Source organism: Nonomuraea sp. NPDC049709 (assembly GCF_040674815.1).
Classification (GTDB): Bacteria; Actinomycetota; Actinomycetes; order Streptosporangiales; family Streptosporangiaceae; genus Nonomuraea.
This window is the reverse complement of the sequence record NZ_JBFANM010000015.1, coordinates 103,789-119,563: the sequence shown is the minus strand read 5'-3', so window position 1 is coordinate 119,563 and position 15,775 is coordinate 103,789. Positions and strand designations below refer to the sequence as shown.

The 15,775-nt window shown below is 70.4% G+C and carries 19 protein-coding genes; 8 read left to right on the top strand and 11 right to left on the bottom strand.

Going from position 1 to position 15,775, the window contains the following annotated elements; translation table 11 throughout:
• Positions 1 to 19 precede the first annotated feature (19 nt).
• Positions 20 to 409: an SSI family serine proteinase inhibitor gene (locus AB0J69_RS17245; RefSeq protein WP_364117904.1), complete on the bottom strand. Its 390-nt coding sequence runs from the start codon at positions 407 to 409 to the stop codon at positions 20 to 22.
• Between the two features lie 14 nt (positions 410 to 423).
• Here AB0J69_RS17245 and AB0J69_RS17240 point away from each other — a divergent pair, with 14 nt between their 5' ends.
• Complete coding sequence (locus AB0J69_RS17240) at positions 424 to 948, top strand: class I SAM-dependent methyltransferase (protein WP_364117902.1); 525 nt, start codon at positions 424 to 426, stop codon at positions 946 to 948.
• Between the two features lie 464 nt (positions 949 to 1,412).
• On the opposite strand, the gene serA is transcribed toward AB0J69_RS17240, so the two are convergent.
• Positions 1,413 to 3,002, bottom strand: a complete 1,590-nt coding sequence (gene serA, locus AB0J69_RS17235; RefSeq protein WP_364117900.1) for a phosphoglycerate dehydrogenase — start codon at positions 3,000 to 3,002, stop codon at positions 1,413 to 1,415.
• Positions 3,003 to 3,243: 241 nt separating this feature from the next.
• On the opposite strand from serA, the gene AB0J69_RS17230 reads away from it, so the two are divergent.
• The 5 genes from AB0J69_RS17230 (at position 3,244) to AB0J69_RS17210 (ending at position 8,832) form a co-directional block, all read left to right on the top strand.
• Positions 3,244 to 4,098 carry a hypothetical protein gene (locus AB0J69_RS17230; RefSeq protein WP_364117899.1) on the top strand — a complete coding sequence of 285 codons (855 nt, stop codon included), beginning with the start codon at positions 3,244 to 3,246 and terminating at the stop codon, positions 4,096 to 4,098.
• A gap of 60 nt (positions 4,099 to 4,158) precedes the next feature.
• On the top strand, positions 4,159 to 5,520 hold the full coding sequence (locus AB0J69_RS17225; RefSeq protein ID WP_364117897.1) for an MFS transporter: 1,362 nt from the start codon (positions 4,159 to 4,161) through the stop codon (positions 5,518 to 5,520).
• A gap of 102 nt (positions 5,521 to 5,622) precedes the next feature.
• Positions 5,623 to 6,171, top strand: coding sequence for a DUF1707 and FHA domain-containing protein (locus AB0J69_RS17220; RefSeq protein ID WP_364117896.1), 549 nt, complete (start codon positions 5,623 to 5,625; stop codon positions 6,169 to 6,171).
• A gap of 99 nt (positions 6,172 to 6,270) precedes the next feature.
• Positions 6,271 to 7,818 carry a D-alanyl-D-alanine carboxypeptidase/D-alanyl-D-alanine-endopeptidase gene (gene dacB / locus AB0J69_RS17215; RefSeq protein WP_364117894.1) on the top strand — a complete coding sequence of 516 codons (1,548 nt, stop codon included), beginning with the start codon at positions 6,271 to 6,273 and terminating at the stop codon, positions 7,816 to 7,818.
• Between the two features lie 192 nt (positions 7,819 to 8,010).
• Positions 8,011 to 8,832 (top strand): CAP domain-containing protein, encoded by an 822-nt coding sequence (locus AB0J69_RS17210; protein ID WP_364117893.1) that lies wholly within the window; start codon positions 8,011 to 8,013, stop codon positions 8,830 to 8,832.
• A 486-nt stretch (positions 8,833 to 9,318) separates the two neighbouring features.
• Here AB0J69_RS17210 and AB0J69_RS17205 read toward each other — a convergent pair whose 3' ends face one another.
• A complete protein-coding gene (locus AB0J69_RS17205) occupies positions 9,319 to 9,945 on the bottom strand; it encodes a hypothetical protein (RefSeq protein WP_364117891.1) in 627 nt (208 codons plus the stop codon).
• Positions 9,946 to 9,955: 10 nt separating this feature from the next.
• Here AB0J69_RS17205 and AB0J69_RS17200 point away from each other — a divergent pair, with 10 nt between their 5' ends.
• Complete coding sequence (locus AB0J69_RS17200) at positions 9,956 to 10,126, top strand: hypothetical protein (RefSeq protein ID WP_364117890.1); 171 nt, start codon at positions 9,956 to 9,958, stop codon at positions 10,124 to 10,126.
• Between the two features lie 66 nt (positions 10,127 to 10,192).
• On the opposite strand, the gene AB0J69_RS17195 is transcribed toward AB0J69_RS17200, so the two are convergent.
• Complete coding sequence (locus tag AB0J69_RS17195; RefSeq protein ID WP_364117888.1) at positions 10,193 to 10,474, bottom strand: hypothetical protein; 282 nt, start codon at positions 10,472 to 10,474, stop codon at positions 10,193 to 10,195.
• 261 nt (positions 10,475 to 10,735) lie between these two features.
• The gene (locus AB0J69_RS17190; RefSeq protein ID WP_364117886.1) at positions 10,736 to 11,017 is read right to left on the bottom strand and encodes a hypothetical protein; all 282 of its coding nucleotides are present in this window, start codon (positions 11,015 to 11,017) and stop codon (positions 10,736 to 10,738) included.
• Positions 11,018 to 11,391: 374 nt separating this feature from the next.
• Here AB0J69_RS17190 and AB0J69_RS17185 point away from each other — a divergent pair, with 374 nt between their 5' ends.
• Positions 11,392 to 11,613, top strand: coding sequence for a hypothetical protein (locus tag AB0J69_RS17185; protein WP_364117885.1), 222 nt, complete (start codon positions 11,392 to 11,394; stop codon positions 11,611 to 11,613).
• Here the strand turns inward: AB0J69_RS17185 and map are convergent.
• The 6 genes from map to ilvC form a co-directional block, all read right to left on the bottom strand.
• Complete coding sequence (map, locus tag AB0J69_RS17180) at positions 11,594 to 12,361, bottom strand: type I methionyl aminopeptidase (protein WP_364117883.1); 768 nt, start codon at positions 12,359 to 12,361, stop codon at positions 11,594 to 11,596. The genes AB0J69_RS17185 and map overlap by 20 nt on opposite strands.
• Before the next feature lie 63 nt (positions 12,362 to 12,424).
• Positions 12,425 to 13,153, bottom strand: coding sequence for a siderophore-interacting protein (locus tag AB0J69_RS17175; RefSeq protein WP_364117881.1), 729 nt, complete (start codon positions 13,151 to 13,153; stop codon positions 12,425 to 12,427).
• Positions 13,150 to 13,662 (bottom strand): PadR family transcriptional regulator, encoded by a 513-nt coding sequence (locus AB0J69_RS17170; RefSeq protein WP_364117879.1) that lies wholly within the window; start codon positions 13,660 to 13,662, stop codon positions 13,150 to 13,152. Before AB0J69_RS17170 ends, AB0J69_RS17175 begins: the two co-directional genes overlap by 4 nt.
• Before the next feature lie 10 nt (positions 13,663 to 13,672).
• On the bottom strand, positions 13,673 to 14,041 hold the full coding sequence (locus AB0J69_RS17165) for an HIT family protein (RefSeq protein ID WP_364117877.1): 369 nt from the start codon (positions 14,039 to 14,041) through the stop codon (positions 13,673 to 13,675).
• A 73-nt stretch (positions 14,042 to 14,114) separates the two neighbouring features.
• On the bottom strand, positions 14,115 to 14,618 hold the full coding sequence (locus AB0J69_RS17160) for an NAD(P)-dependent alcohol dehydrogenase (protein WP_364117875.1): 504 nt from the start codon (positions 14,616 to 14,618) through the stop codon (positions 14,115 to 14,117).
• 160 nt (positions 14,619 to 14,778) lie between these two features.
• The gene (gene ilvC / locus AB0J69_RS17155; protein ID WP_364118030.1) at positions 14,779 to 15,762 is read right to left on the bottom strand and encodes a ketol-acid reductoisomerase; all 984 of its coding nucleotides are present in this window, start codon (positions 15,760 to 15,762) and stop codon (positions 14,779 to 14,781) included.
• Positions 15,763 to 15,775: the final 13 nt, after the last annotated feature.

Below are 15,775 nucleotides of genomic sequence, written 5' to 3'. Positions count from 1 at the left end.
GGGGCTCTCTTCCAGGTCGTCAGGGCACGATCGGGGCGGCCAGGCGCTCCACGAAGCAGGGGTTCGGGTACTGCTCGGCGAGGTCCAGCGGCTCGCCGTGGAAATGACCGTGGATCTGGACCTCGACGGGGTCGAAGATCCGCGGGCACGGCACGTTCGGGCGGAACCGGATCTGGTCGAGGTCACCGCCGATCTCGCGCAGCCTGTCGCAGCCGGCGAACGGGTCGGGGTGGTTGCCGTCGTCCGGGTCGCAGGTCAGGACCCAGCGCTGGGCCACACCGCCGTGGTACTTGGTGATGGTCAGCTCGGCCGCCTGCGCGTGGGCGGGAGCGGCGAGCAGGGCCGCGGTGGCCAGCGCGGGGACGGCGACGGCGGCGGCGCGGCGGATCGCGGTCAGGGAAGCGTGCATGGGGGGACCTCCTCATGGAATGGATACGGAGCGCGACGTTATCAGCACTCTCCGTATCCATAACGGCAGGTCTCCGTACCCCCTGCCCCAGGCGTAGCGTGGCGGCGGATCGGCCACGACTTCACCAGGCGGGCATCGGACCCGGCGGTACCAAGGCCGTGGCGCTCAGGGCCCGCTTCATCGACAGGTGGGCCGGCGAGTTCCTTGACGCCCGCCCCGGGGCCACCGTGCTGCACCTGGGCTGCGGGCTCGACACCCGCGTCCACCGGATGGACCCGCCGCCGTCGGTCCGCTGGTACGACGTGGACTACCCGGAGGTCATCGAACTGCGCGGCAGGCTGTTCCCCGGGCGCGCAGGTTGCGCCACGATCGGGTCATCGGTCACCGATCTGGCGTGGCTGGAGCGGGTCCCCGGCGACGCTCCCGCGCTGGTGGTCGCCGAGGGCCTGCTCTACTACCTCGACCCGACCGGGGGCGCGGCGGCCTGTCGATCACGCACCGCATCTCGGCCTGGATCGTCGGCGCCCTGCCGGCGATGAGGCGGACGGCCGTGTGCTACCGGCTGGAGTTCTGAGGGGCGCCGCCGTTGTCGCGGCGGTCCAGCGCGGTCTGGACGGCCTCGGCCGCCTCGTCGTCGTGGTCTTCGGCACGGTTCCAGGCATACATCTCGTACATGGGACCCATCTCTTCTCGCGGGCGCGTTCCAGAATTTCCTGAAGGGGGAAGCCGGACTCCGGTCGCGAATCCGACCGGGCCTGATCTCGTGGTCCGGGTCACGGACCGGACGAAGGGACTTAGTGGCCGACGCCAACGCCGCTCTCCGCGGCGGGTCGTCGACCTGCCCTAACAGGCCCCGCCGCGGCAGGTAATGAGTACGAGAACCTGGCGCATTACTCGACACAGTACCCGAGCATGCTGCTTGGATGTCCTACTATCTCGCATCGTGAGACGCAAAAGGGCCGCCACCCAAGACGGGTGACGGCCCCTCGGCCGGTGTGGGAGGTCAGTCCTCCAGGTCCACCGAACGGCCGCTCTCGGCGCCGATCTCGGCCCCGATCTGCTCGACGACCTCGGCGGGGATGGCGGAGTCGACGGTCAGCGCGATGAGCGCCTTGCCGCCCTTGACGTCACGGGCCACCTGCATCGAGGCGATGTTGATGTTGTACTCGCCGAGCAGCCTGCCCACCACGCCGACGATGCCGGGGCGGTCGGTGTAGGTGTAGAAGCACAGGTGGGCTGTCGGCTCGATCTCCATCTCGTAGCCGTTGACCTCGACGATCTTGGTGATCTGGCGCGGCCCGGAGAGCGTGCCGGAGACCGAGACCGTACGGCCGTCGGCGAGCACGCCGCGCACGGTCACCACGTTGCGCCAGTCGGGGCTCTCGGAGCTGGTCACCAGCTCGACGGTGATGCCGCGGTCCTTGGCCAGCAGCGGGGCGTTGACGTAGGTGACCTGCTCCTCGATCACGTCGGCGAACACGCCCTTGAGGGCGGCCAGCTCGATCACCCGCACGTCCTGGGAGGCGATCTCGCCGCGCACCTCGACGTCGAGCTTGGTGGCGACCTCGCCGGCCAGCGCGGTGAAGACCCGGCCGAGCTTCTCGGCCAGCGGCAGGCCCGGCTTGACGTCCTCGGCGACCGCCCCGCCCTGGACGTTGACGGCGTCCGGCACGAACTCGCCCGCCAGCGCCAGCTTCACGCTCCGCGCGACCTGGGTGCCGGCCTTCTCCTGGGCCTCGTGCGTGGAGGCGCCCAGGTGCGGCGTGGCGACGACCTGGTCCAGCTCGAACAGCGGGCTGTCGGTGCACGGCTCCTTGGCGAACACGTCCAGGCCGGCCCCCGCGACCCGGCCCTCCTTGATCGCCGAGTAGAGCGCGCCCTCGTCCACGATCCCGCCGCGCGCGACGTTGATGATCCGGACGGACGGCTTGACCTGGTGCAGCTCCCGGTCGCCGATGAGCCCGAGCGTCTCCTTGGACTTGGGCAGGTGAACGGTGATGAAGTCGGCCTGCTTGAGCACCTCTTCGAGGCTGAGCAGCTTGACGCCCATCTGCGCGGCGCGGGCCGGCGGCAGATAGGGGTCGTAGGCGATCAGCTCGACGCCGAACGGCTGCAGCCGCTGCGCCACGAGCTGGCCGATCTTGCCCAGGCCCAGGATGCCGATGACCTTCTCGTCGAGCTCGACACCGGTGTACTTGGAGCGCTTCCACTCCCCGTTCTTCAGCGCGGCGTGGGCCTGTGCCGTGTTGCGGGCGCTGGCCAGGATGAGGGCGATGGTCTGCTCGGCGGCGCTGGTGATGTTGGAGGTCGGCGCGTTGACGACCATGACACCGGCCTTGGTGGCCGCCTCGACGTCGACGTTGTCGAGGCCGACGCCGGCGCGCGCGACCACGCGCAGCTTGGGCGCCGCGGCGATGGCCTCGGCGTCGACCTGCGTGGCGGAGCGGACGATCAGCGCGTCCACGTCGGCGAGGGCGGGCAGCAGCTGGGAACGGTCGGCGCCGTCGGTGTGGCGGACCTCGAAATCAGCTCCGAGTACGGCGAGGCCAGCCTCGGACAGCTCCTCTGCGACCAGAACGACGGGCTTGTTCACTGGTGTGGATCCTTAAGGCACGGCGGGCTTGGGGGGGACACGTCCACGGATCCCCCCGGCGGTCCCACTGAGTCTATCCGGCGCTTGTGAACGCGTTCACGAGGGACTCACGATGTGAGACGAGGACCGCCGTACCCAGCGCTCGGCAAACTCATCCACTCTGCGCACATCTTTGTCTTGATCGGGAGATTTATTCGCCATTAGCCTGATAAGCCGTGGCCGACTACCTATGGTTCGTCATATGAGCATCGGGAATCCTGCGCTTGCCGACGTGCTCGCTCAGCATGGCACGCCGCACCGCCTGCTGGGCGCACTTGCCGACGGTGGAGTCCTGGTGGCAGTGCGACCAGATCGTTCCGTCGTCCTGGGGACGACCCAGGCCGGTGACCGGGTGCTGCTCGGATACACCGGCCCCGCTACCTATGCCAGGCACCGCGGCAGCCATTCCCTGTCGGCCTGCGACGCCGACACCATCCTGGACATCCAGCGCGTCACCGGGGTGCGCGAGATCGTGATCGACGCGGCCGGACCAGCCGCCGCGGCCGTGCCGATCGACGATCTGCAGCGCTTCCTCACCACGACGCGCACGGGGCCCACGCCCGTCCTGTCGGGGGCGGTGCCCGCCGCCTACGCGACGGGGGCGATGGCCACCGTGTCGCGCGGTGCCGCGCTGGCCCAGGTGGCTCCCCCGGCTCCGGAGGCTCCCACGTTCCCCTGGGTGCCCGCGCCCAGGCCGCATCTGTCGGGGCCGATGCAGCAGGTGGACCCGGGTTACCGGCGGTGCACGCATCCGATCCTGCCCGCGCTGCGGCAGGCGATCGCGTACCTGCTCATGGACTTCCCGCTCGTGCACCACGTCTGGATCTCCGAGGCCCGCACGGCCTCCGGGGCGCCGGGGATCATGCTGCACGTGAAGGTGCACATGTCGGCCGCCGAGGACGTCGTACGCGACCTGCACCGCCTGGTACGCGCCCGGCTGCCGCAGTTCGCCGCCTCCGGGGCGCCGATCCTCATGGCCAGGGTGGCGGACGCGCGCAGCGAGCGGCGGATGATCGAGATCGGCGCCCACGTGGTCTGCGCGAACGTCAGCGACTGACGGAGGGCCCGCGGAAAGTGGGCCCTCCCGAACAAGCCCTCGCTCGGCTTCAATGAGGGCATGATCGCACCGGCGGTGCCCGCGACCACCGTCCCCAGGGGCGTGCGGGTCGGCTACGGGGTGGGCTCGTTCTGCACGGCCACGGTCAACGCCGTGCCCGGACTGCTCCTCCTGTACTACATGACGAACTTCCTGGCCGTGCCCGCGTGGCTGGCCGGGGTGGTGGTCACCGCGCCCAAGGTGTGGGACCTGGTGATCAACCCCCTGGTGGGGCGGTGGTCGGACCGGACCCGCTCGCGCATGGGGCCGCGGCGGCCCTGGATGCTGGCGGGCGCCTGCACGCTGCCGATCGCGTTCTTCCTGGTGTTCGCCGGCCCGCCGCTGACGGGCTACCCGGCCGCCGCGTACGTGGGCGTGTGCTTCCTGGCGACGGCGACGGCGTACGCGCTGTTCGAGGTGCCGTACAAGGCGATGCCCGGCGAGATGACGCACGACTACCACGAGCGCACGTCGCTGCTGCAGTGGCGGATGGTGTTCATCGGCGTGGCCACCGCCATCAGCGGCGTGCTCGCGCCGGCCATCGCCACCGGCGAGGGCGAGGACGGCACGCTGGGCAGCTACCGGCTGATGGCGCTGACGATCGCGGTCATCCTGCTGCTGGCCATGCTCGGCTCGTTCTTCGGCACGGCCCGCGCTCCCATGACCGGCGCCCCTGAGCCGGATCGCGGCGGGTGGCGCGAGCAGTTCGCCGCGATCAGGAGCAACCCGCCGTTCCTGTGGCTGACGGTGCTGGCCTGCACGCAGATGCTGGCCGTCAGCATGATGCTGGCCGCGGCGCCGTACTTCGCGACGTACACGCTCGGGTCGGCCGGGGCCACGCAGACGCTCTTCGCCGCGCTCGTCGGCCCGATCCTGCTGACGATGCCGCTGTGGGTGCGGCTGGCCAGGCGCTTCGACAAGCGCGGTGCGATGGTGCTGGCGGCGGCGCTGTTCGGGGGCGGCACGACGGCGGCCATGGCGACGCCGCTGTTCGGCCCGGTGTGGGCGCACGTGATGATCCTGCTGGTGGGCATCGGGTACGCGGGCGTGCAGCTCATGCAGTTCTCGATGCTCGCGGACGTGATCGCGGCGGACGCGGCGCGGACGGGCAAGCGGCGGGCCGGCGTGCTGACCGGGTTGTGGACGGCCATCGAGAGCGGGGTGAGCTCGTTCGGGGCGCTGATCTTCGGGGTGACCCTGTCGATCAGCGGCTTCATCGAGTCCGAGCCCAGCACGCCCGTCCAGCAGCCGGACAGCGCGGTGACCGCGGTCCTCATCGGGCAGACCGCGCTGCCCGCGGTGATCATCTTCGCGTCGGTGCTGATCACGCTGAAGTACCGCCTCCCGCCACCCGTCGCGCCGGACCCGGACACGGCCGCCTGAACAGCCCCGCCAGGGCGGCGGCAGGCCGAGCACGACGCATGCCTATCGCAACTGATCCGCGTATTCTGGACACGGGGCGAGGTTCAGGCCGATACTCGCTACATGAGCTCCACGCATCCGCCCTTTCGCGCCTCAGATGGGGAACGTGACCGTGCGATCGACGAGCTCAGAGACCGTGCCGTGGAGGGCCGGATCTCACACGACACGTTCGTGGGCCGGGTGGACCAGGCGCTGCGCGCACGCAACCGGCACGAGCTCGACGAACTGGTGGCCGACCTGCCGCAACGGCAGACTTTCCGGCAACGGCTGACCGACGCGGTGGCGTCGGTCTCCGAGTTCACCACCCGGCTGCAGTCGGCGTGGCGGCGGCCGCGCCTGCCCCGGCTGGCCCTGCCCGACGACGACCGGCTGCGTTACGTGGTGGGCCGCGGGTCGGCCTGCGACCTCGTCCTGTCCGACCTGACGGTCTCCCGCGTGCACGCCGAGCTGCGCCGCGAGGGCGACGGCGGATGGATGCTGGTGGACCTCGGCTCGCTCAACGGCACCCGGCTCAACGGGTGGCGGCTGGTGGGGCCGGCCAGGGTGAAGTCGGGCGACGAGATCTCGTTCGGCGACTGCGGGTTCATGGTGACGTCGCACCAGCCGTCCTGACGACTCCCGCCACACCCGATAAATACGGATATTTGCGGATTACAGGCTGACTGCGCTGATCCATGCTCTCATGCGATCCCCCAGTCACTTGGAGACCCCATGCGGCGCACCTCAGCCTCCCTCGTCGCGGGCGCGCTCGTCGCGGCCCTCGCGTGGGCGTCCGGACCCTCCTCCCCGGCCGTCGCGCTCGACCCCTCCGTGGGCGTGGCGGACCTGACCCAGGACCTCAACCAGATTCTCAGCGACTCGCGGCTCACGATCGCCAGGGCCGGTGTCGTGGTCAAGAGCGCGCAGACCGGCGAGGAGCTCTACGCCACCGACGCCGGCAAGCTCCTGCTCCCGGCCTCCAACACCAAGCTGTTCACCGCCGCCGCGGCGGCGGAGACGCTCGGCCTCGACTACCGCTTCCCCACGACCGTGCTCAACACCGGCCGCAAGGCGGGCTCGGTGCTGGCCGGCGACCTGGTGCTGCGCGGCACCGGCGACCCGACCATGCTGGCCGCGGACTACGACGCGCTGGCCGCCGAGGTCGCCGCGGCCGGCGTGAAGGTGGTCACCGGCAAGCTGGTGGCCGACGACACCTGGTTCGACACGCAGCGGCTCGGCAACGACTGGGCCTGGGACGACGAGACCGCGTACTACGCGGCGCCGATCTCGGCCCTGACCGCCTCGCCGGACCGGGACTACGACGCCGGCTCGGTGATCGTGGCCGTGGCGGCCGACGGGGACGAGGTCAAGGTGTCGACCACGCCCGAGACCGACTACCTGAAGATCGTCAACCGGGCCACGGTGGGCGCCGAGACCGACGTGCTCATCGAGCGGCAGCACGGCACCCGGACGGTGGTCATCACGGGCACGGTGGCGGACCCGTACCAGGAGTGGGTGGCGGTGGACGACCCGACGGCGTACGTGTCCGCGCTGTTCCGCAAGGCGCTGGCCGGGCACGGCGTCAAGGTGCTCGGCCCGACCGTCGCGGGCGCGGCGCCCGCGGGGGCCAAGGAGCTGGCCAGGCACGAGTCGATGACGCTGGGCGAGCTGCTGGTGCCGTTCATGAAGCTGAGCAACAACATCCACGCCGAGATCCTCACCAAGGCCATGGGCCGCAAGGTCGCGAACCAGGGCACCTGGTCGGCCGGGCTCAAGGTCAGCACCGACTTCGCCAGGGCGAACGGGGTGCAGGTGATCAACATGCGGGACGGCTCCGGGCTGTCGCGGCGCGACGGGTTCTCGCCGGGCTCGATCGTGCAGCTCCTGTCCGCCGTACGGGGCAAGCCGTGGTTCACCACCTGGTACGAGTCCCTGCCCATCGCCGGCAACGCCGACCGGTTCACGGGCGGCACCCTGCGCAGCCGGATGCGCGACACGCCCGCGGCGAACAACGTCCACGCCAAGACCGGCTCGCTGACCGGGGTCACCGCGTTGTCCGGCTACGTCACCAGCGCAGACGGCGAACCCCTGATCTTCTCGATCATGCTCAACCAGTACCTGTCGGCCTCACCGAAGGACATCGAGGACAAGATCGCGATCCGGCTCGCCCAGTTCTCCCGTACGGCGGCCGCCGGCGACGCCGCCGCCCAGCTCCGGGCCGCGGACCCCGGCGCGGCGGGCGATCTGGAGTGCTCGTGGCTCAAGCCCGCGCAGTGCTGACGGTCCGCTGACCCACCTTGCGGCCCCCTGACGCTCAGGGGGCCGTTCTGGTTTACCGAGTCTCAGACCAGGTCATATTACGATTCAGCGACTTGGAGCTCCAGGTAACGGCGGGAATTTCCGTACAAAGCCGACTTGGGCGGGCCAGAATTCGGGTTCGACGCAGTGTCGAGCCCCGAACCGGAGGACATAATGCGCGGACAGCTCAAGGCGATGGCCTGCCTCGGGAGTCTGGCGGCATTGAGCATCCCCGCGCCCGCCGCGGCCTCCAGCGCGGCCGTACAGCCCGCCGTACAGCCCGCCGCCCAGCCCGTCACGCAGAGCGCGCGGCTGGCGTGCCGCGTGGTCGCGTCCAAGCCGTTCGTCTCCAAGGGCACCGTACGGGGCACGGTCGCCCGGACGGGCTGCGCCGACCAGGCCCGGCTCAGGGTGCGCGTCCAGGTCGCCGTGAAGGGCACCGATCCGGTGGTCAAGAGCGGCTCCAAGGTCATCGGCAACGGGCGGATCACCGCCAACGTGCGCTGCACCAGCACCCCGCGCCGCTACTACGTCGTCGCGCTCGACTCGCAGGGCCGCGTCAACACCTCGCGCTCGGTGAAGCTGTCGTGCGGGCGCCCGGCCTCGGCCGGGGGCTTCGCCTCCGCCCCCGAGACGGCGGTCGTCACCCTCACCAACCAGGCCCGCGCCAAGAACGGCTGCCGGCCCCTCGTCCACGACGCCAAGCTGCACCTCGCCGCTGAGCGGCACTCGTCGGACATGGCGCGCAACAACTACTTCTCGCACGACTCGCGCGACGGCCGCACGTTCGACCAGCGGATCAAGGCAGCCGGTTTCGCCTTCCGGATGGCCGGCGAGAACATCGCCAAGGGCCAGCCCAGCGCCGCCGCCGTGGTCAAGGCCTGGCTCAACAGCCCAGGTCACCGGGCCAACATCATGAACTGCTCCTACACCCACATCGGCGTCGGTCACAACGCCAAGGGACCCACCTGGACGCAGGACTTCGCCGCCCGCTAGGGCAGCCCCCCGAACCAAGGGAGCGTCGGGCTTTCACCGGCCCCACCCCGAGCCGGTTTCCCACCGCACGCCCAAGCGCTCCCCTCCGGGCGGACCCGGTCGCGCCTCCCCCCGCACACAGGACCGCGACCGGGTCCGCACACACCAACCCGCCGCTCCGCCCCTTCCCACCGCACTTCGGCTGAGGTCCTTTCGGGAGGGGGAAAGGGCGCCCAAGATCGCACGCGGGCAGCCAGAAGCCCAGCGCTCAGCACAGGACCGCGACCGGGTCCGCACACGCCAGCCCACCGGCCCGGCCCTACCCACCGCACTGCGGCTGAGGTCCTTTTGAGGAGCGGTCGAGACCACGCGCGGGCTCCCGTGCTGGTGCCTCGGCAAGTCCCGGGCGTCGAGCGGAGAGGCCGAAGCTCGCGCAGGACCCGGGCGCCGTGCGCCGGGGAATGAAGCTCACGTGGGACCGGGCGCAGGGCGTCGGGGGGCGGGCGCTCAGGACGGGATCGCGCCGGAGGCGGTCAGGGTTGTGCGGAGGCGGTCGTAGCCGGGGGCGAGGCGGCGGAGGGTTACCGCGACGGCCGGGTCGTCGCCCGTGACCAGCGGGTGCTGGAGGGCGCCGAGCAGGCGGGCCTGGTCGGCGGCGGTGGCCGCTGCCGGTAGGCCCAGGTTCTGGAGGCAGGTGGCGGCGTCGGCCAGGCGCCGCGCGCCCACCCGTACGCCGAAGTGCACGAGCATCCCCCGGACCGCCTCGTCGAGCCCCGCCTCCACCAGCTCGCCCAGCCGCAGCGCCGCGGCGGCCCCGCCCAGCGTGCCGGGCGGCACCGGCAGGTCGTCCCGGCCCGCCAGCCAGCGGACGGCGGCGGGCAGCGAGGCGCGCAACGCCCGCGGCACGGACGTCCGCCTCGCCCGTACGAAGCCGGTACGCATCACGTAGGACGTGTCCAGATACTTCACCGCGTCAGCCCGCCAGGCGGCCAGGAAGTCGGCGGTGGGCAGCGTGGCGCAGGGGTGCCCGTGCGGGTCGTGCAGCACGACGGTGTCGCGCTCGACGGCCAGCGCCACCAGGTAGTGGTCGCCCTCCCCGCCGGGCACGTACGACAGCTCCCTGCGCGACCACATCCTGCCCGCGATGCTGGACGAGGGGCTGGTCGTGACCGTCAACTCGGACGACCCGGCCTACTTCGGCGGCTACGTGGAGGACAACTACGCGGCGCTGCGGCGCGAGCTGGGGATGACGGACGAGCAGCTCGACCGGATCGCGCGCCACTCCTTCGAGGCCTCTTTCGCGTACGAAGCGTGAGCACGGGAAAGGGCCCGCCCTGTAGGCGGGCCCTGGGCTACGCTTCTCGGCCGCTGAGGATTTGCTTCAGCCGATCGTGCAGTTCCGCTGTTCGCCCTTGATGCCGAGGATCTGGCTCAGGATGTCGCCGGTGTTGAGAACGATGACGCCGCTCGTGCCCTGGTTGACATCGCCCTTCGCGAGGGTGAGGTCGCCGTTGGAGCAGATGTCGACGGTCTTCACGCTGCTCAGAGCAGCGTGCGCGTGCTCCTGGTCGATCTCGGTCTGGTCGTCGTTGGCGAACGCGGCGCCGCCGGACATGAGCAGCCCTCCGACGAGGCCAGCCAGAATGAGCTGTTTCCTGTACATATCGATTCTCCTCTGATAACTCTCGACTACTCTCCGTAGCTACCGGAGAAAGATCTGCCCCTCGCCCAAGTTTGACAAACACCTATATTTCGCTCTTGACCCGCGGAAATACCGGACCCGGGAGAAAAGATGACGAAGATCGTGCTACTTGGCGATCAGCTGCGGACGGCAGGCGAGTCGGCCGCCCCAGTGAGCGCGGGGAAGGGGCCCGCCCTGCAGGCGGGCCCCTGGGTTACGCTTCTCGGCCGCTGAGAATCGACTTCAGCCGATCGAGCAGTTCCGCTCTTCCTTCTTGATGCCGAGGATCTGGCTCAGGATGTCGCCGGTCTCAAGAACGAGAACGCCCTCCGTGCCCTGGTTGACATCGCCCCCGGCGAGGGTGAGGTCGCCGTTGGAGCAGATGTCGACGCTCCTCAGGCTGCTCTGAGGAGCGTGCGCGCGGTCCTGGTTGATCTCGGTCTCGTCGTCGTTGGCGAACGCGGCGCCGCCGGACATGAGCAGCCCTCCGACGAGGCCGGCCAGAATGAGCCGTTGTCTGTACATATCGATTCTCCCCTGGATAACTCTCGACTACTCTCCGTAGCTATCGGAGGAAGATCTGCCCTCTGCTCAAGTTTGACAAACACCTATATTTTCGCTCTTGACCTGCAGAAATGCACGCATGGTCGAACGGTGGACGAAGATCGCTCAACTTGACGATTATGTGTGCGCAGGGGGAAAGCGACCGCCTCGATCCTTACCAGCTCATGACCATGGATCACGTTCTGGTACGGCGTCACTCCGGTGCGTGCCACGGGAAAGCAGAGGATCATAACCACACATATCGGGCTATCCATCCAGGCTTCCGAACGTCGCCCCGAACTCGACGCGATGCGCGCCGCCGTTCCTCATCGCCGGACCCGGGGTCGTGGCACTCGATGCGACGGCGCGGGGCGGGGTTCCGCGCGACCGGGCGCGGCGCACGCCCGACCGTCCTGACCGTCGACGTCCGCGACGTCCGCGACGTCCGCGACGTCCGCGACGTCCGCGACGTCCGCGACGTCCGCGACGTCCGCGACGTCCGCGACGTCGCGGAACGGCGGACCAGGGGCACGAGGTTCCCGTTCGGGATGCGCGGACCTACGGCAAGGTCAGGATGACCGGGCCGTCCGCGGTGATGGCCACCGTGTGCTCGACGTGCGCGCTCCTGCTGCCGTCGCCCGAGCACACCGACCAGCCGTCGTCGGCCATGTAGTAGTCGTCGCCGCCCCCGGCCATCAGGCTGGGCTCGATCGCGATCACCAGGCCCGGCTGCAACCGCAGCCCGCGGTCCCGGCGGGCCTCGTTGGGCACGAACGGCGACTCGTGCATGGCCCGGCCGATGCCGTGGCCGCCGAAGTCGTTCTGCATGCCGTATCCGGCGCCGCGCCCGACCGTGGACATGGCGTGCCCGATGTCGCCCATCCGGCCGCCGGGCAGGGCCGCCTCGATGCCCGCGGCGAGCGTCTCCTCCGCGACCCTGATCAGCTTGAGATCCTCCGCGCGGGCCTGCCCCACCGCGAAGCTGATCGCGCCGTCGGCGTGCCACCCGTCGATGTACGCGGCGCAGTCCACGCTGATCACGTCCCCGTCCCGCAGGCGGTACGGCGTCGGCAGCCCGTGCAGCATGACCCCGTTGACGGACGTGCAGATCACCCCCGGGTACGGCATCGCCCCGAACGACGGGTGGTACCCGAGGAACGACGCCCCCGCCCCCGCCTCCTCGATGACCGTCCTGGCCACCTCGTCGAGCTGTTCCAGCGACACCCCGACCGCCGCCCGGTCCCGCACCGCGGCCTGGACTGCGGCCACGACCCTGCCCGCCTCGCGCATCGCCGCTATCTCACCGGCTGACTTGAGCTCGATCACGACCCCTCCTCGTCGATAACTATACCGGTATTATTATCACGGATCGACGAGTCCTCGCCCCGGTCAGTCCATGCCTTTCCTCCCCGGGGTCCAGAACGGCTTCGTCCGCACGTCCCTGCGGTTCCACCCGCGCTCGCCCACCAAATGCGCGCGCACGGCCTGGATCGTACGGGCCTCCCCCGCCAGGTACGCAACCCCCGGCCCGGCGGGCAGGTCCAGCTCCCTGACCGCGTTCACCAGCACCTCGGAACGCGCCGCGGGCGCGCCGCCCCGGCTCACCCGCACCAGGCCGCCGCCGGGCAGGTCCAGATGCTCACCCGGCCCCTCGGCCTCCACCACGCCGCACGCGCGCGCACCCTCGGGAAGGGCCCGCAACATCGCCCCGAACGCCACCGAGGCCGTCTCCTCGCCGGCGAACAGATGATAGGAAGCCTCGGGCCGCACCACGAAGCTCCCGTCCGGGCGGTTGAAGGCGATCTCCTGGCCCGGTCGCGCGTTCCTGACCCAGGACGCGCCCGGCGAGTCGCCGCCGTGGTCGTAGCCGATCAGCTCGACGGCCTCCCAGGCGGGGTCGTACTGCCAGATCGAGTAGGTGCGCAGGACGCCGCCCAGCGGGCCGCTCCCGTCGCCGACCAGCAGCCGTACGTGCTGGCCCGGGGTCCACCGCAGGCCCGACAGCTCCCCGCCGCCGATCCGGACCCGCCGCATGCGGGCGGTGAGCTGCTCGACCTCGACGACCTCTCCCGTGAGGAACATCCGGTCGAGCAGCCTGCGGGCAAGAGTGCGCCTCACACCTGCCTCCTGAGGTCCTCGATCCGGTGGCGGGCGTCCACGAAGATCTCCTGGATGCGCTCGATCACCCGGGGATCCCCGTGGGAGTGGGCGAGCGTCTTCACGGCCGCCTTGACCAGGCGCAGCGCGGGACCGATGATCTCCGCCGCCTCGGGCTCGCGGAACATCCCCCACTCTCCCCTGCTGGCCGCGCGGCCCCACAGCCGCTCGATCTCCGCAGCGTGCTCCTCGGCCACGCGCCTGCCCTCGTCGGTGACGTGGTGGACCTTGCGGCCGTCGACGGGCTCGACCCGGACGAGGCCCTCGTCCTCCAGCAGCTGCAGGGTCGGGTAGATGGAGCCGGCGCTCGGCTCGTAGGTGCCGTTGAAGCGGTCGGCGAGGCGGCTCATGACCTGGTAGCCGTGGCCGGGCTGCTCGGCGATCAAGGCCAGGACGGCCAGGCGCAGCTCGCCCGGCCCGAAGAAGCGCCCCGTGGGACCCGTCCCTGGACTGCGACGTGCGTTCATCATGTATCGCAGGCTATATCGAACGATATATCGGAGTAAACACGTCGTATCGTGAGTTTCGTGAACCGGCGGCTTCAGCACGCGGCGCGAGCCGTTCCTGGCCCCGCGGCCAGTCCCTGATCTCGGCGGCCAGGCCGGCGAGGGACTCGACCGGGCGCTCGACCTCCCTCCACGGCGGCGTCAGGTCGGTGGTCTCGTAGCGGGGCACCACGTGGACGTGGAAGTGGAACACGCTCTGCCAGGCGGTCTCCCCGCTGGCGTGCCAGAGGTTCACGCCCGGCGCGCGCAACGCGCCGGTGAGCCGGCGGGCCACCTCGACCGCGGCACGCATGACGTGCGCCGCCGTGTCCCCCTGGACGATCCGGCAGAAGACACAGCTCATCGGGCGATGATCACCCGCCGGCCGCACACCCTCAACCGGTTTTCACCCCTCGAACAGCCGATGCGGGCGGGCGTCAGACGGTGATGACGACCTTGCGCCCGCCCGAGGCGCCGTTCACCAGCACCTTCTGCCCCGCCTTGAGCCGCCCCTTGTCACGCAGGGCCTGCAGGGCGGTCAGCGCCGACGTGGGCACGGCCGCCGCCTGCTCGAACGTCAGCCCGGCCGGCTTCCTGGCCACCGGGCCGCCCTCGGGCACGGTGACGTATTCGGCGAAGGCTCCGGGGGCGCAGCCGTACACCTCGTCGCCGGGCTGGAAGGCGGTGACGTCCTTGCCCACCGCCTCGACCTCCCCCGCCAAGTCGGCGCCCAGCCCGTGGGACTTGGGCCGGGTCAGCCCGGCCATGGCGCGGAAGATGTAGGGGCTGCCGCTGAGCAGGTGCCAGTCCCCCGGGTTGACCGAGGCGGCCCGTACGCGGATGAGCACGTCCCCGGCACCGGCCGTGGGCTTGCCGACGTCCTGCAGCTCGATGACCTCAGGCGGCCCGTAAGCGTGGTAGCGGATGGCCTTCATCGTCATGGCGCTCCCTCTTACACCTGAAAGAAATTTCTGACATATGAAAACCATGCCTCGCACCACCCTTCGGCGAGCGCCCCGCGAACGGGTCACCGCATTCCCCGCCCGGGCATGAAAAAGCGCGACGGGCGGGAGCAACTCCCGCCCGTCGCGCGTGTGGAACTCAGGCCTTGAGCCAGCTCATCATCGGACGGAGCTTGGCACCGGTCTTCTCGATCGGGTTCTCGGCCAGCTCGTCACGGTAGCGCTGGAACTCCTTCTGCCCGCTGTCGAACTCCTCGACGAGCTGCTGGGCGAAGGTGCCGTCCTGGATCTCACCGAGGATGCGGCGCATCTCCTGGCGGGCCTCGACACCCACGACGCGCGGGCCGCGGGTGTAGCCGCCGTACTCGGCGGTGTCGGAGACCGACCAGTACATCTTGGAGATGCCGCCCTCGTACATGAGGTCGACGATGAGCTTCATCTCGTGCAGGCACTCGAAGTAGGCGACCTCGGGCTGGTAGCCGGCCTCGATGAGCGTGTCGAAGCCCGCCTTGATGAGCTCGGAGACGCCGCCGCACAGCACGGCCTGCTCGCCGAACAGGTCGGTCTCCGTCTCCTCCTTGAACGTGGTGCGCAGCGCGCCGGCGCGGGTGCCGCCGATGCCCTTGGCGTACGAGAGCGCCAGGTCGAGCGCCTTGCCGGAGGCGTCCTTCTCGACGGCCACGAGACACGGCACGCCGCGCCCGGCCTCGAACTGGCGACGCACGAGGTGGCCCGGGCCCTTGGGGGCGACCATGCAGACGTCGACGCCCTCGGGGGCCTCGATGAGGCCGTAGCGGATGTTGAGGCCGTGGCCGAAGAACAGCGCGTCGCCCTCGACCAGGTTGGGGGCTACGTGCTCGGCGTACAGGTGACGCTGGATGTGGTCCGGCGCCAGGATCATCGTGAGGTTGGCCTCCTCGACCGCCTCCGCGGGGGTGACCACGCGCAGGCCGTCGTTCTCCGCCTTCTCGCGGCTCTTGGAGCCCTCGGGCAGGCCGACGCGCACGTCCACGCCGGAGTCACGCAGGGAGAGCGCATGGGCGTGGCCCTGGCTGCCGTACCCCAGCACGGCCACGTGGCGTCCCTGGATGATCGACAGGTCGGCCTGGTCGTCGTAGTAGATCTCGGTCACTTGC

Bases quoted from the DNA above. Each gene is read 5' to 3' on its own strand.
- AB0J69_RS17245 (WP_364117904.1), bottom strand. From the start codon at position 409: ATGCACGCTTCCCTGACCGCGATCCGCCGCGCCGCCGCCGTCGCCGTC.
- AB0J69_RS17240 (WP_364117902.1), top strand. From the start codon at position 424: ATGGAATGGATACGGAGCGCGACGTTATCAGCACTCTCCGTATCCATA.
- AB0J69_RS17230 (WP_364117899.1), top strand. From the start codon at position 3,244: ATGAGCATCGGGAATCCTGCGCTTGCCGACGTGCTCGCTCAGCATGGC.
- AB0J69_RS17225 (WP_364117897.1), top strand. From the start codon at position 4,159: ATGATCGCACCGGCGGTGCCCGCGACCACCGTCCCCAGGGGCGTGCGG.
- AB0J69_RS17220 (WP_364117896.1), top strand. From the start codon at position 5,623: ATGAGCTCCACGCATCCGCCCTTTCGCGCCTCAGATGGGGAACGTGAC.
- dacB (WP_364117894.1), top strand. From the start codon at position 6,271: ATGCGGCGCACCTCAGCCTCCCTCGTCGCGGGCGCGCTCGTCGCGGCC.
- AB0J69_RS17210 (WP_364117893.1), top strand. From the start codon at position 8,011: ATGCGCGGACAGCTCAAGGCGATGGCCTGCCTCGGGAGTCTGGCGGCA.
- AB0J69_RS17205 (WP_364117891.1), bottom strand. From the start codon at position 9,945: ATGTGGTCGCGCAGGGAGCTGTCGTACGTGCCCGGCGGGGAGGGCGAC.
- AB0J69_RS17200 (WP_364117890.1), top strand. From the start codon at position 9,956: ATGCTGGACGAGGGGCTGGTCGTGACCGTCAACTCGGACGACCCGGCC.
- AB0J69_RS17195 (WP_364117888.1), bottom strand. From the start codon at position 10,474: ATGTACAGGAAACAGCTCATTCTGGCTGGCCTCGTCGGAGGGCTGCTC.
- AB0J69_RS17190 (WP_364117886.1), bottom strand. From the start codon at position 11,017: ATGTACAGACAACGGCTCATTCTGGCCGGCCTCGTCGGAGGGCTGCTC.
- AB0J69_RS17185 (WP_364117885.1), top strand. From the start codon at position 11,392: ATGCGACGGCGCGGGGCGGGGTTCCGCGCGACCGGGCGCGGCGCACGC.
- AB0J69_RS17170 (WP_364117879.1), bottom strand. From the start codon at position 13,662: ATGATGAACGCACGTCGCAGTCCAGGGACGGGTCCCACGGGGCGCTTC.
- AB0J69_RS17165 (WP_364117877.1), bottom strand. From the start codon at position 14,041: ATGAGCTGTGTCTTCTGCCGGATCGTCCAGGGGGACACGGCGGCGCAC.
- AB0J69_RS17160 (WP_364117875.1), bottom strand. From the start codon at position 14,618: ATGACGATGAAGGCCATCCGCTACCACGCTTACGGGCCGCCTGAGGTC.